Origin of the sequence: Parvibaculum sp. (assembly GCF_049671045.1) — a bacterium.
Lineage (GTDB): Bacteria > Pseudomonadota > Alphaproteobacteria > Parvibaculales > Parvibaculaceae > Parvibaculum.
This window is the reverse complement of sequence record NZ_JBATUH010000130.1, coordinates 15,295-27,474: the sequence shown is the minus strand read 5'-3', so window position 1 is coordinate 27,474 and position 12,180 is coordinate 15,295. Positions and strand designations below refer to the sequence as shown.

The 12,180-nt window shown below is 64.3% G+C and carries 16 protein-coding genes and 1 pseudogene; 8 read left to right on the top strand and 9 right to left on the bottom strand.

From position 1 onward, the window contains the following. Positions 1-265: pseudogene (locus WBG82_RS15560) on the top strand (hypothetical protein); the annotation flags it as partial. Positions 266-268: 3 nt separating this feature from the next. Here WBG82_RS15560 and WBG82_RS15555 read toward each other — a convergent pair. Continuing rightward, positions 269-544: a hypothetical protein gene (locus WBG82_RS15555; RefSeq protein ID WP_424425784.1), complete on the bottom strand. Its 276-nt coding sequence runs from the start codon at positions 542-544 to the stop codon at positions 269-271. 57 nt (positions 545-601) lie between these two features. Next, entirely contained in the window at positions 602-931 is a 330-nt protein-coding gene (locus tag WBG82_RS15550) for a hypothetical protein (protein WP_424425782.1), read from the bottom strand. A gap of 159 nt (positions 932-1,090) precedes the next feature. Here WBG82_RS15550 and WBG82_RS15545 point away from each other — a divergent pair, with 159 nt between their 5' ends. After that, on the top strand, positions 1,091-2,209 hold the full coding sequence (locus tag WBG82_RS15545) for a DUF2336 domain-containing protein (protein WP_424425780.1): 1,119 nt from the start codon (positions 1,091-1,093) through the stop codon (positions 2,207-2,209). On the opposite strand, the gene WBG82_RS15540 is transcribed toward WBG82_RS15545, so the two are convergent. Further along, complete coding sequence (locus WBG82_RS15540; RefSeq protein WP_424425778.1) at positions 2,210-3,022, bottom strand: helix-turn-helix domain-containing protein; 813 nt, start codon at positions 3,020-3,022, stop codon at positions 2,210-2,212. 393 nt (positions 3,023-3,415) lie between these two features. After that, positions 3,416-4,471 (bottom strand): Rieske 2Fe-2S domain-containing protein, encoded by a 1,056-nt coding sequence (locus WBG82_RS15535; RefSeq protein WP_424425776.1) that lies wholly within the window; start codon positions 4,469-4,471, stop codon positions 3,416-3,418. 370 nt (positions 4,472-4,841) lie between these two features. On the opposite strand from WBG82_RS15535, the gene WBG82_RS15530 reads away from it, so the two are divergent. The 3 genes from WBG82_RS15530 (at position 4,842) to WBG82_RS15520 (ending at position 6,452) form a co-directional block, all read left to right on the top strand. After that, complete coding sequence (locus WBG82_RS15530; RefSeq protein WP_424425774.1) at positions 4,842-5,267, top strand: MucR family transcriptional regulator; 426 nt, start codon at positions 4,842-4,844, stop codon at positions 5,265-5,267. A gap of 87 nt (positions 5,268-5,354) precedes the next feature. Further along, entirely contained in the window at positions 5,355-5,903 is a 549-nt protein-coding gene (locus WBG82_RS15525) for a PAS domain-containing protein (RefSeq protein WP_424425786.1), read from the top strand. 69 nt (positions 5,904-5,972) lie between these two features. Continuing rightward, the gene (locus tag WBG82_RS15520) at positions 5,973-6,452 is read left to right on the top strand and encodes a hypothetical protein (protein ID WP_424425772.1); all 480 of its coding nucleotides are present in this window, start codon (positions 5,973-5,975) and stop codon (positions 6,450-6,452) included. A 3-nt stretch (positions 6,453-6,455) separates the two neighbouring features. Here WBG82_RS15520 and WBG82_RS15515 read toward each other — a convergent pair whose 3' ends face one another. Then, the gene (locus WBG82_RS15515; RefSeq protein WP_424425770.1) at positions 6,456-7,022 is read right to left on the bottom strand and encodes a helix-turn-helix transcriptional regulator; all 567 of its coding nucleotides are present in this window, start codon (positions 7,020-7,022) and stop codon (positions 6,456-6,458) included. Between the two features lie 148 nt (positions 7,023-7,170). On the opposite strand from WBG82_RS15515, the gene WBG82_RS15510 reads away from it, so the two are divergent. Both WBG82_RS15510 and WBG82_RS15505 read left to right on the top strand, forming a co-directional pair. Next, positions 7,171-7,593: a helix-turn-helix domain-containing protein gene (locus WBG82_RS15510; RefSeq protein WP_424425768.1), complete on the top strand. Its 423-nt coding sequence runs from the start codon at positions 7,171-7,173 to the stop codon at positions 7,591-7,593. 11 nt (positions 7,594-7,604) lie between these two features. After that, positions 7,605-8,411: a DUF6456 domain-containing protein gene (locus WBG82_RS15505; RefSeq protein ID WP_424425767.1), complete on the top strand. Its 807-nt coding sequence runs from the start codon at positions 7,605-7,607 to the stop codon at positions 8,409-8,411. Positions 8,412-8,422: 11 nt separating this feature from the next. On the opposite strand, the gene WBG82_RS15500 is transcribed toward WBG82_RS15505, so the two are convergent. From WBG82_RS15500 to WBG82_RS15490, 3 genes are all read right to left on the bottom strand, one after another. After that, a complete protein-coding gene (locus WBG82_RS15500; RefSeq protein ID WP_424425765.1) occupies positions 8,423-8,854 on the bottom strand; it encodes a SufE family protein in 432 nt (143 codons plus the stop codon). 168 nt (positions 8,855-9,022) lie between these two features. Continuing rightward, complete coding sequence (locus WBG82_RS15495) at positions 9,023-9,451, bottom strand: DUF5330 domain-containing protein (protein ID WP_424425763.1); 429 nt, start codon at positions 9,449-9,451, stop codon at positions 9,023-9,025. A gap of 708 nt (positions 9,452-10,159) precedes the next feature. After that, positions 10,160-11,290 carry a hypothetical protein gene (locus WBG82_RS15490; protein ID WP_424425761.1) on the bottom strand — a complete coding sequence of 377 codons (1,131 nt, stop codon included), beginning with the start codon at positions 11,288-11,290 and terminating at the stop codon, positions 10,160-10,162. Between the two features lie 216 nt (positions 11,291-11,506). Here WBG82_RS15490 and WBG82_RS15485 point away from each other — a divergent pair, with 216 nt between their 5' ends. After that, the gene (locus WBG82_RS15485; RefSeq protein WP_424425759.1) at positions 11,507-11,848 is read left to right on the top strand and encodes a DUF1491 family protein; all 342 of its coding nucleotides are present in this window, start codon (positions 11,507-11,509) and stop codon (positions 11,846-11,848) included. A 55-nt stretch (positions 11,849-11,903) separates the two neighbouring features. Here the strand turns inward: WBG82_RS15485 and WBG82_RS15480 are convergent, their stop codons facing one another. Next, positions 11,904-12,122, bottom strand: coding sequence for a hypothetical protein (locus tag WBG82_RS15480; protein WP_424425757.1), 219 nt, complete (start codon positions 12,120-12,122; stop codon positions 11,904-11,906). Positions 12,123-12,180: the final 58 nt, after the last annotated feature.

Sequence of the window (12,180 nt, the reverse complement as noted above, 5' to 3'; positions counted from 1 at the left end):
CGTCTGGGGCGAGGCGCGCACGCCCGATGGCAGGGTGAGGCAGGCCCGCCTCGAAACGCCGGCGGCGCCCGTCTTCAGCGCGGATGCGGCGCTCCTCATCGCGCAGCGCCTGGCCGAAGGGGCGGGGACGCCCGGCTTCCGTCTGCCCTCGGAGGTGGCAGGTGCGGCGCTCGTCGAAGGAATAGAGGGTGTGACGTGGCGGGAAATCGCCGATGCGGAGGAAACGCTCGCGCCCGATCCGGTCGCGCTTGCGGACGCGCCCTGATGCCTATCGCGCGGGCTTGCTGACGCCGAGCCAGCGATCCTTGAGCTGTGTGAGGCACTCGCGTTCCGAATACTGGCTCGTTGCCATGAGCGCCAGGCGCTCGGCGGCTTCAGGCGTCTTGCCCGGTTCGGTGCCCATGGCCTCGGCCATCTTCGAATAGGCTTCGCGTGCCATGTCCTTGGCGAGCATGCGGCAGGGATCGAGCGTGCCATAGGTGGCGAGCGGCCAGATCACCAGCGCGGCGATAATGAGCGCGATCAGTCCAAGGATGATTCTCACCTGAAACCTCCTTCAGTTCATGCGCTGCGGCTGGCGCTGCCGGGCCGCGCCGCGCGCTCAATATCCGCTGGGGCCGTTGCGCCTCCCGCGGCCCATATCCTCGCCCGCGCCGGGCGCGTTCGAGGTGCTGGCGCGGCAGGAATTGAACCCCGCCTTCCAGCCCGCGCGATAGGCCTTGTTCGTGTTCCAGAGTTCGGGATCGCGAATGACGGTGGCGGAATTTCCGGGCACATAGCCCGTGCCGGTGCCGCAGCCGGCCGAATAGCCGGCCTTGTATTCCGGCTTGTCCGAATAATCCTCGCCGAACATCGTTCCGCAGGCCGAAAGCGTCATGGCCAATCCGAGGAGCGCGGCGGCAAGAACGGGTTTCGGGAGATTTTTTGCCATATTGCGGCTCCTTGGTGGCGCAGCGGACCGCGGCGAGCATAGCCGAGTGACCCGCAGCCGCAACCCGCCCACTTATAGTTTACGGGGTTTTAATTCGGCCGGTGCTCAGATGCGGGGAGCGTGGAAAGGGGCGGGCTCCTTCGCGGAGTTGTGGCGGCGATGGCATCGACTGGATTGATGGGCGAGCAGGGCGTGAGCGCGGAGGCAATGCCTTCGCTGCAGGAGCGCGACCTGTTGCTGAGAAGGCTCGCCGATCTCGCCGTGCTGCCGCCGGGCCGCGTCACCCCGCAGGAACGGGCGCTGGTCGACATGGTCATGGCGACGGCCGTCTCGCGCCTCGATGTGGCGCAGCGCTGCCGCATCGCCGAGCGCGTGGCGCAACTGCCGGAAGGCCCGCGCGAACTGACGCTCGCCCTTGCCCGCGACACGATCGAGGTGGCCGCGCCCGTGCTCGCCGAGGCGGCGAACATTCAGGGCAGCGACCTCGTCGAGATCATCCGTGTGACGAGCATGGATCATCGTCTCGCCATCGCCGGACGCAAGACCCTTCCGCCCGCCGCCATCGACGCATTGATCGAATATGGAAATGCCGATGTCGTGCGCCGAATGCTCGAAAATCGCAGCACGGAGATTCCGGGGCGCTCCATGGAAGTTCTCGTGCGCCGCAGCGCCAGCGAGCCGGAGCTTCACGCGTCGCTGCTCGAGCGGCCCGAGCTCAATCAGCGCCTCGCGCTGCTCATGTTCTGGTGGGTGTCGTCGGGCGCGCTGCGCGTCGAAATCCTGAACCGCCATGCGGTCGAGCGGCGCATGATGCACATCGCCATCGCGGATGTGCTGGAAGCGGGCCTCGCCGCATCGGGAGCGGATGAAGCGTTGCGGGTCGCGCTTTCGCTCGTCCGTCCGCCGGCAACGATCGCGAAGCCTCAGCTCACGCGCCTCGTCAATCTCGCCGCGCTCGGGCAGCGCGAGGAATTCGTGATGGAACTTGCGCGCGAGGCGCGGCTCAGGCCCGAAACCGCCTTTCGCATCGTCAGCGATTTCGGCGGTGAGCCCCTGGCCGTTCTCGCCAAGGCGCTCGGCCTTTCGCGGCAGGAATTCGGCGACCTGATCGTGGCGGTCGCGGAACTTCGGAGCGGCTACATGCCGGCGAAATCCGACATAGAGCGCATAACGGCCGTGTTCGACACGATCTCCACCGACCGCGCCGATCTCGTTCTGCATTTGTGGGACTGGTCGATCTCGGGCGAGGCCCAGTTTCCGCCGACGGCCGAGGAATAGTTATTCGGCCGCCGTCGCGGAGGATGCCTCCTGCGGCTCGAGGCCGATGGCGGCGGGCAGGGCTTCGGGCGGCGGCAGGAAAGCAGGCTGTCTCACGATTTCCTCGAGCGCGCGCTGCGCCTTCTGCGCGGTCTCGATGATGTCGCTTTCCGCCTTGTCGACGAGATCGAGCACGGCCCGCGCGCCCGCCAGCACATCGTCGAGCCAGCCTTCCGGCTTGCTGGCCTGCGCCTTGAGGGCGACGGCATCGGCCGCGAGCGTCGTCACCGTACGGCGCACGGCGGCGGTGTTGAAGTCGACATGTCCCGTCACGAGTTCAACCAGCGTCCGCACCTGCGCGCGCAGGCCATCGACGAGGGCCGAGCGTTCACGCGCGCGGCGCCTGTCATCGTCGGCGGGCGGCGCGAGATCGTCGAGAGAAACGCTCAGCACACGTGCGATCGCCGCCATGGTGCGGAACGTGCCATCCTTCTTGCCGGTTTCGATTTCGGACAGATAGGCGGGGCTGATCCCCGCGGCGCGCGCCAGCGCCACCGCCTTCAGCCCGCGCGCCTGCCGCCAGACGCGCACCGGATTCTCGCCATCGGCAATTCTGTGCGCCACATTCGACGGGACGCCGGTTCCCCCGCCGAGCCGGTCGGCGAGCGCCGCACGCGTGCGGTCGAGATCCTGCGCCGCCTCCTTCAGGCTCATCAGCGTTTCATATTCGCCTGCGGGAACGACGACAAAAAGCGCCTTGCCGTCGGAACCGAAAATCCGCTGATGCGCCGCTTCGCCGGAGTTCTTCGCGGCGCCGATGCCGGGGGTGCTCACGACTTCTCGCCCCCGCTCGCCGTTCTCGCTGATCCGGTAAGTCCTTGTCGCATCGCTATCCGATTTCCGCCTTGCCCTGCGCAGGACGCGCGGGGCGTCACTCCATCAATGCCGCAACCGGCGATGAAGGCCGGCCTCGTCCTCGCTTGCGGACGCGGCCGGATGATAGCCCCCGGCGAGGGACGAAGCAAAGCAGGGAATATGTCTCCGCCGGGCCCCTTCGCACACGCGATATGAATGCGAGGGGCAGGTGTCGCATTGCAAAACAGGCGCGAAACGATAGGGCCCGGTCATTCGTGGCGGGCAGGGCGTCCCGAACCCGGACGGGCGCGGGGGCGCGGTCGCGACCATGAGAATAAATCAGTATACGGAAATTATTCCGGATGCCCGGGCCTAGCTCCGCCAGCGCAGTGTCACCGGCTTCACCGGGTTCTGGAACGGCCGGCCCTGCGCGGTCGCCTCGTCCCACTCGTTCTTCAGCCGGTGGTACCACTTCGCCTGCACATCGGAATCATTGATGAGCATGAGCCGGGGCTCGAACCGCAACCCCCGCTGCTGAAGGTTCACCATGTCCCGGTCCTGACCGAGAAAGGCGCGCATGAAGCGCCGCAGAACGGGCTTGGCGACGGATAGAACGGGCAATGTCCAATAAAACGATTGTGTGATTTCCGTCGAAGTCTCGTCGATCGGCGTTACCGCGGTGAGGCCGACGACCCGGTGCCGCCCGGCATGGATGCGCTCGAGGCGGATGCCGGGCAGGCGGAAGGAAATCTCGGTGGTCGGCTTCCCGCCCAGAATCCTGTAGGCGAAGGAGTTGCTCGAGGGCGTGTGCTCGACCATGGCGAAGCCCATTTCCGAGGGCGCGAAATCCTTGGCCTTTTCGTGGATCGAGGCCTTCGTCCGCCAGTACCAAGACCGGTGCACGAAGGGGCCGTGCGCCGGGTCCATGAGGCCGATCACCGCGTGATCGACATGGCATGAGAAGGTCATGCTTTCGCGGATATTGGCGGATTTGCCGTCAAAACCCGGAATGGCGGGCGGCTCGTGGGTCGGGGCGAGGTCGGCGCGCTTCTCGTCGGTCATATAGACCCAGATATTTCCGTTCACCTCCCGTACCGGGTAGCGGCGCACGCGTATGCGGGAAACATCCATATCCTGACCAGGGACGAGCGAGGGGATTTCGGTGCAGGCGCCGGAGGTGTTGAACTTCCACCCGTGATAGGGGCATTCAATGGCGGCCTCGCCGCATCCGCTCGACCGGGCGTCATAGAGGTGCCCCGCCGAGAGCGGCACGCCGCGATGCGGGCAGATGTCCCGCAGCGCAAAAGGCTCGCCCTGCCGTGTACGGCCAAAAACGAGCGGCTCGCCGAGAAGCACCTTGCTCGCCAGGCCGCCGCCTTTCAGCGCCTCCCCCGGCATGGCGAAATACCAGATATCTCTAAGAAACATAGCTGTCCCGATCCGACGGTTCCCGGCGCGCATTATGCGCGAGGCCGCGGGGCCAGTTCCAGCGCAGATAGGTCGCAGTCCGATATGCCTGAAAAGGCCAAAGAAAGGGCCCAGGAGCGATTTTCTTGGCGAGGAGCGCCATTACATAAAGGGGGCTCGTGTGCACTGATTGCAGCGTGGTGGAATCTTCATTTTGACTTCTGCCATGATTATTTTATGAAATCGGATGGCTGTATTCTCCTTGTCCAATGACTATTGAAGATGGCAGATTCAATCGTTATAAGATTGCCGGCGTCTTTAAAACGAACAAAACAATACTCGGGCATCATGTAATTCACCCGGGAGCCAGTGCCGGTATCAGAGGGGCGAAATGAACGAGAAGGCAGGATTGATCGGCATGACCGCAGAGATCGTCTCGGCCTATGTTGGTCATAACAGCGTCGCGACGGCTGACCTCGCAGGACTTATCCACAAGGTCTATGAGGCTTTGTCCCAGGCGGCCGAAGGCAATGTCAAAGCTTCGGTGGAGAAGCAGGAGCCGGCGGTGGCTATTCGCAAGTCCATCACGCCGGACTATCTGATCTGTCTTGAGGACGGAAAGAAGTTCAAGTCTCTTAAGCGTCATCTGCGGACCCATTACGATTTGAGCCCTGACGAATACCGCGAGAAGTGGGGACTGCCGCGCGACTATCCGATGGTCGCGCCGAATTACGCGCAGGCCCGCTCCAAGCTCGCCAAGAAGATGGGACTCGGCCAGAAGGGCCGCCGCAGCAATAGCCGCAGAACGGCCCGTTAGCAGGCTCGGGGCGCCGCACCGGCTTGACTGCGGCGCCTTGCAATGAACCGCGCGTGGATTCATCATTAACCAAATGATTCGCGCGCGATCCGGGAGGGGGACGCGTGCCGCCCGGAGGGAACGGTTCTGACACAGCCCGCAGAGGCCATTCGAGCCCAGCTCATCATTCCCGAGCAGCGCGAGCTGTTCGACTACTGGTGCTCGAAATGTCCCGATGACGGGTTTCCGACGCGCGGCGACATTCATCCTTTCGAACTGAAGCCCCTGCTTCCGTCCCTCAGCCTTCTCGATGTGCTCGAAGGCGGGCCCCTGTCACTTCGAGTCCGTCTCGCGGGCACGAGGCTGCGGGACTATCTCGGCGTCGAGACCACCGGGCGCTGCGTAGCCGATTTCGAGCTTGGCGACCAGCGCGGCTATTGGGAAGCGGCCTATCGTGAGGTGGTCGAAGGGCGCAGGCCCGCGCAGGGCGTCGTGCCGCTCACGCCCTGGAAGGCGCCGGATGTGTTCCAGTTCTGGTTGCGGCTGCCGCTCGTCGACGAGATGGGCCGCATCGTCATGGTGTTCGGACATGACGCCTTCCTGCACGCGGAAAAGGCGCATGCGCTTGCAGGCCGGGCCAATCTGCGCATCGCTTGAGCGGCGGCGCGGGATTGTCGCAGAATGGTGGCGCCTCTTTCCCGTCATCTTCTTCCGGAGCCATCCGCCATGCCCGTCTCTGGATCCGCTTCTGATCGCCGCCTGAGGCCGTTCGCCGCCTTGACCGCCGGTCTTGTCGCGCTTCTGCTTGCGGGCGCTGCTTCGGCCGCGACGGCGAGGATCGAGGAAGGCAGCAAGCTCATCGGCAAGGGTGAGTCGGCGGAATTCCGGATCAGTTCGAGCCCGGACGAATCATCCGAGCTGAGAGCCACCTGCGAGGTGAGCGCGGGCGGCGATGCCGGCATCACATTTGATGGGGAGCATTACATCCCGTTGTCCGAGCCCTCGGTGGGCGACGTGCTGACTATCACGGCTGGCGAGACCAGGCGCTTCGATCTTACAGGCACGGTCGAGAAAAACCGGGGCGATGCCTATATCGCATTTTCGTTCCGCGACGTTCCGGCTTCCATGTGCTTCCCAGGCATGGTGTGCGACAGCGCACCGGCTGGCGCGAAGAATGTGAGCGTCGCCTGCCGCAACGTGAAATAGCGCTCAGAAATAGCGGATCAGCATGACGACGGGCGCGACCCATTCCGGCGTCGGGAGCTGGCGGGCGGGCGCGCCCGGCTCCGGCGGCACGAGAATATAACGTCCGTCAACTGACGATATGAGCCGTCCGAAGCCGCTCGCCTCTCCGTCGATCTCCACCACGCAATCGCGGCCAAGCGCTTGCTTGGTATGTTCGGGCGGCATGCGGTCCGCGATGAGCACGTCGCCGGCGCAATAGGCGCCGAGATTTTCTCCGACGCGCAGCGCGATCGGATCGCGCGCGGGCGCGTCGAGCGCGACGCTGTCATCGTCCCTGGCGGCGGAGCGGTCGAAGGCGCCGCCGCGCCCGACCCGCCCCACGCAGGGCACCCGATTGGGATGCGGGCTGTCGATGAGGTCGGTGACCTGGACGAGCAGAGCCTCGGCGAGCTTCTGGAGCCAGTCCATCGAGATGGTCATGTCCGCGGTTTCGAGCCGCGAAACCGTCGCCGCGGTGGTGCCGATCAGGCGGGCGAGGTCGGTCTGCGTCAGGTTCCGCAATTTGCGGTAGTGCCGGATTCTGGTCCTCACTGGCTCACCTTTCTGTCTCAAAATGATGCAAAAACTACGGATATTTATCCCCGCAGTTTGCGGTTCCCGTAAATTTTCCATAGGCGAACATGAATGTTCTCGTAATGTTCATGTCTCTGTCAGTCAAGCGGTTATGGAGGGTTTTACGATGCATGATTTGAGTGGGGTCCAGTTCGGCAGGCCGGGGGAGCGGCGCGCGCATATCGCGCCGTTCGCGCATGGAGGGCGCGTGAGGCCATACGCCGGATGCGATCTCGAGCGCGCGGCGCAGGTTGCTCTGACCCAGGAGACGATCGCCCGCGCGCTCGATGTATCCGTGGTCGAACTGAGGTCGCCAACGCGGCAGAGGGCGGCCGTCGCGCTTGCCCGGCAGGTCGCCATGTATCTGACCCATGTTGCATTCGGCTTCAGCCTCTCTGCCGTCGGACGCCATTTCGGCCGCGACCGCACCACCGCCGCCCATGCATGCCGGCAGATCGAGGACAAACGCGACGACAAGGATTTCGACATGCTTCTCGACCGGCTCGAACGGGCCGTGCGCAGAATGTCACGCGCCGACACACTGCAATAGGAGCGGACGGGATGGGAGGCGGAAGACAGCTTGTGGCCGAGCATGAAGTCGAGCGCGAGTTGCGGCGTGTCTTCCGCCGCCTGACCCGGCCGGGAAATCATATCGCGCGGGTGGACGATGACTGGTTCGGCCTTTTCGTGGCGCGCAATCGCTGGCAGAGGCCGGTCCTCAAAATCGAGGCGCGGCTCTGGACGGCCTTCGAGGCCCGCGATCTCGTGAAGCGGGAGGAGGTGGAAGGGCGGATCATTTGGAATGCGAGCGAGGCGGGGCTTGCGCTGCTGCGGCGCCTCGAGGCGCGGGCCGATCCTTTCCGCGCCCAGCACCAGCAAAGGCGCCTCGGCGTGGCGGCGGTTGAGGAGGGCGTGGCGGTCGTCGAGTTCAACGATGCGGAAAGCCCGCTTGGCTGGCTCCATAGTCACAAGGGCGCGGATGGAAAGCCGCTCGTTTCCGCGCTTCAGTTCGAGGCGGGCGAAAGGTTGCGGCGCGACTTCACGCTGGCGCGCATGAGCCCGCGGCTGACGACCGACTGGGCGCTGGCGCTCGGGCCCGGGGCCGTGCGGCGCTCGGGCGCGGACAGGGCGGAGATGACGGACAACGCGCTTGCCGCGCGCCAGCGCCTGGCAAGCGCCGTGGCTGGCGTCGGCCCGGTCCTCTCCGATGTACTCCTTGCCGTCTGCTGTCACCTTCAGGGGCTCGAAGAGGCTGAAAAATCTTTCGGCTGGCCCCGGCGCGCGGGCAAGATCGTGCTCCTCATCGCGCTCGACCGGCTCATCACGCATTACGGAATGAACAATGCCCCTTGCGGGGGACGCGGGTAAGGCGCGCCGCCTCAGGCGTGAGACGCCGTGGCGAGCAGCGCCCTGGCGTCGTCCTGAATGCGCCCGACCATCGAATAGAGCCCGTTCGATCGCTGCGGGCTCAGATGTTCGTTGAGGCCGAGCTTTTGGAGGATCTGCCTTGCATCCACGTCGAGAATTTCGCGCGGCGTCTTCCCGGAAAAAATCTGAAGGAGGATTGCAATCAGCCCACGGACGATATGCGCATCGCTGTCTCCGCGGAAAACGAGCCGGGGTTCCTTGTCCCCGTGTTTCGTCTCCGTCACGAGCCAGACCTGGCTGACACAGCCCGGCACCTTGTTCGCGGCCGAGTGCTCTTCCTCGCTCAGGGGTTCGAGTTCGCGGCCCAGCTCGATCACATAGCGGTAGCGTTCTTCCCAGTCGCCAAGGAAGGAAAAGTCCTCGATCAGGCTCTCGATGGTCATCGTTCCGTTCCAAAAGGCTCAGAATCTCCTACAGGACATAGCGATGATGGAGAGGATGCACAAGCGCCGGGCGCGGATTGGCAAAAAAGCGCCGCCCGGCGGCTGCATGCCGGGCGGCGCCAAAGTGCCGGAAAAGCTCAGGATGAGGGCTCCGGCAATCGATACCTCCTAGGCACCCGCGAGCCGCGAGGGGGGAAGCGGGTGGGGCGGCGGCAAGGCGTGGGCCGGGCCTGTCTCGGGGCCCGGCTCGTCCGGCTGGGGCTCGCGCGCCTTCTCGGTCAGCCATTGGAACAGTTTGCCGCCGTAAAAAGCCGTCTGCCGCGCCACATGGGTGACGACGGCCTGACCGCGGGCGCAGACATCCGGGTTGCGGTCGCAAAATCCCATCATGTCCTGCGCTGAGCGGGAGGCGAGGGTGAGCATTTCGGCGGCGTCGATATCGGCCCCGGTGCCGGCCGCCGCCTCGCTGCCGGAGTGCTCGGCGCCAAGGCTCGCATTATGCACCGACGCGGAATGAGGCGACGCCTCCGGCCCTGCCGCCGGAAGCAGGAAGGCGAGCACCGTCAGCCAGAAGGCTGCCCTGAGGATGAGCGACATGATCCATTCCCTTTCAGGTCTGTATCACGAAGCTAAGACGTGAGCCGCTGAAGACAAGTTAAATGGATACGTAAAATGCCATTTTGCTTGGGATATTGCCGGTTATTCATCGACATGTTTTAAATCGGGTGCAATTTGTGAGGATATATTTATGAGAATGTTTCTCGAGTTTTTTGAAATTGTGTCGAAAATTGGAATCTCATTTTCATCAAAAGAGACCTGGATTTGATTCAAATTGAATTTTGTTTGGAGTGGAGGCGTTTTGCTCCACCGCCCAGAAGAAGGAAGGTGGATGCCGGATCAAGTCCGGCATGACGAGTTAGGAGAGGTGGCGGAGACAAGCCCGGGATGACGGATGAGGTAAACGCCCTCCCGCAAACTCCGCTGTCACCCCGCGCTCGACGCGGGGTCCAGCCTTGCCGTGCAGAAGAAGGAAGATGGATGCCGGATCAAGTCCGGCATGACGAGTTTGGAGAGGTGGCGGAGACAAGCCCGGGAGGACAGATGAGGCAAAGGTCATCCCGCAATTCCTACTGTCACCCCGCGCTCGACGCGGGGTCCAGCCTTGCCGTGCAGAAGAAGGAAGATGGATGCCGGATCAAGTCCGGCATGACGAGTTTGGAGAGGTGGCGGAGACAAGCCCGGGATGACAGATGAGGTAATGCCCTCCCGCAAACTCCGCTGTCACCCCGACCTCGGATCAGCCCGTCAGTGCGCGGCGGGCGTCATGGTCGCCGAGGCGGGAAGGACGGACGCCCAGCAGGCGCGGACTTCTTCCACCCCATGTGTGCCCGCGCACCATGCCTCTTCAGACGGGAAATGCGCGGCGGCGATGCACTGGTTGAGATTGAGGCGCGCCCAGTTGAGGCAGGCGGAGGTTTCATCGCGCTCCGCAGCCGCCATCGGCACCGCCATGACCTGACGTGCGCCGAGCGCGAGGATCTTCGTCAGCACCGGTCGCGAATAGGCATGCGCCTCGCTGATCGGCGAAAGATTGGCGATGAGAGCGCGGAAGCTCTGCCCCGGCTCGCGCGCTTCGGCTTGCCTGACCGGCTGCATCGGCTCGCTCATTCCCCATTTCTGGCGCATGAACTGCTGCGCCGTATCGAGGAAGCGCTTTCTGAGCGAGAGCATGCGCTCGTTCTCCGCCGTGACGGAGGCCATGATCGCGGTGGTGGCGGCATCAGCGCCCGGCAGGCGAAGCACGTAATCGGGATCGTTCAGCGCGGCGAGGACCCTGTCCTGACCGATGCGGCGAACCTCGTCGCGGACGCCCTGGGCGAAGGCGTTGGTCTGGGCGGCGGTCATGGCCTGCACTGCATACCAGCCCTGCGCCATGACTTCAGGCTGCGAGTAGCGCATTTCCTTCAGTACACGACGGACTTCGGTGGGGGTTCCGAGCTTGCTCTTTTCGGCCAGAGCGAGCGCGCTGCCATATTTGAGATAGACGCCGGCAAGCTGGCGGACAGGCGTGCCGCCGCTGCCGCCAAGCGCGCTGAGGCCCGCGCGCGGATCGACGGAGGCCACCTGAACCGGCGCGGCATTGGCGTGGCGCGGCGAGATCAGCGGAATGGGAATGCCGGCGCTCGCGAAACTTGTGTCACTGACCGAGGCGCTCGCCGCATCGGCAGTGGTTGTGGGGGGCGCCGGAGTCTGCGCGGGCGCAGCCTGCGCCGCGGCGCTTTTCATGTTGTCGAGCGAAGAGGTGTTGCCTTCGACCACCGTGCAGCCGGACACGAGTGCACCCGAGATGAACAGGGACGCGATGGCGAGCCTTGCGCCGCGGACGCCCCCCATGCCGTGCGGGACAGCGCCCGCCTGCTTCCTCTCACCGAACATGCCAATCCCCTCTGAAACGCAAACCCGTTTTCCCGCTTTAGCGCCGTCCGCCCGCCCGAGTTGTTTATTCAGGCTGCAAATATTGTGCGGATTCGGAGCGCCACCCGACTTCGTTAACGGATTGTTTGCAAGTCTAGTGCCGTGCCAGAGCTACGGCAAACGAGAAAAAGTCGTTAGTATGTAAAGACTTGTAGTTTCACCATAAGGGCCGCCTCTATGGAAACTTTGCCGCGTCTCAAGGCGGAAATCTGGGTGAAGGCGCTGATCCGCCGCTGCGAAACCGCGGGCGCGCAGGCCATGGTCGTGCGCCGCGGCGATGCCAGTTCGGGTACTGTGGTCGTCAAGGTGAGTCGTCTCGACCGCACGGCGTCAGTCTTCGTGCCCACGCGGGCGGGCGACGGGTCGCTCGTCTGGATGCAGGCGACCGGCGCCGCACCCGTCGCCGAGCCCGATGCGGACGCCTATATCGAAAAGCAGCGGAAATTCGATCCCGACATATGGGTGGTCGAGATCGAGGACCGTCAGGGCCGCCACTTCCTCCAGGAGCCGGTGAACTGAGGAGAAGGGCCGGGGCGCCTCAGGGCTTCCTTATGGCTCATGGCTTATGGCCACCTCATGGCCGCATGAAAGTGAAGTCCTCGTCGGGATCAAGGAAATCGAGCGCGCTTGTGAGCTCGGCCTTGATGTCCTCGGGCGATCTCGTCTCGCGCCAGATGCGCAGCACGCCCTCGAAAAAGATGCGGGCGAGCGCATCGGTCGAAATCTGTTTCTCGCGGGCTTCGGCCAGAGCCGCCTCGAGATGCGGTTCTGCGATGTCGCGTGCGGTGGTCATGTTTCTCTCTCGGAAATGTGAATATCGGTGGCGAAAGAATGCCCGGCCGGGCGAAACG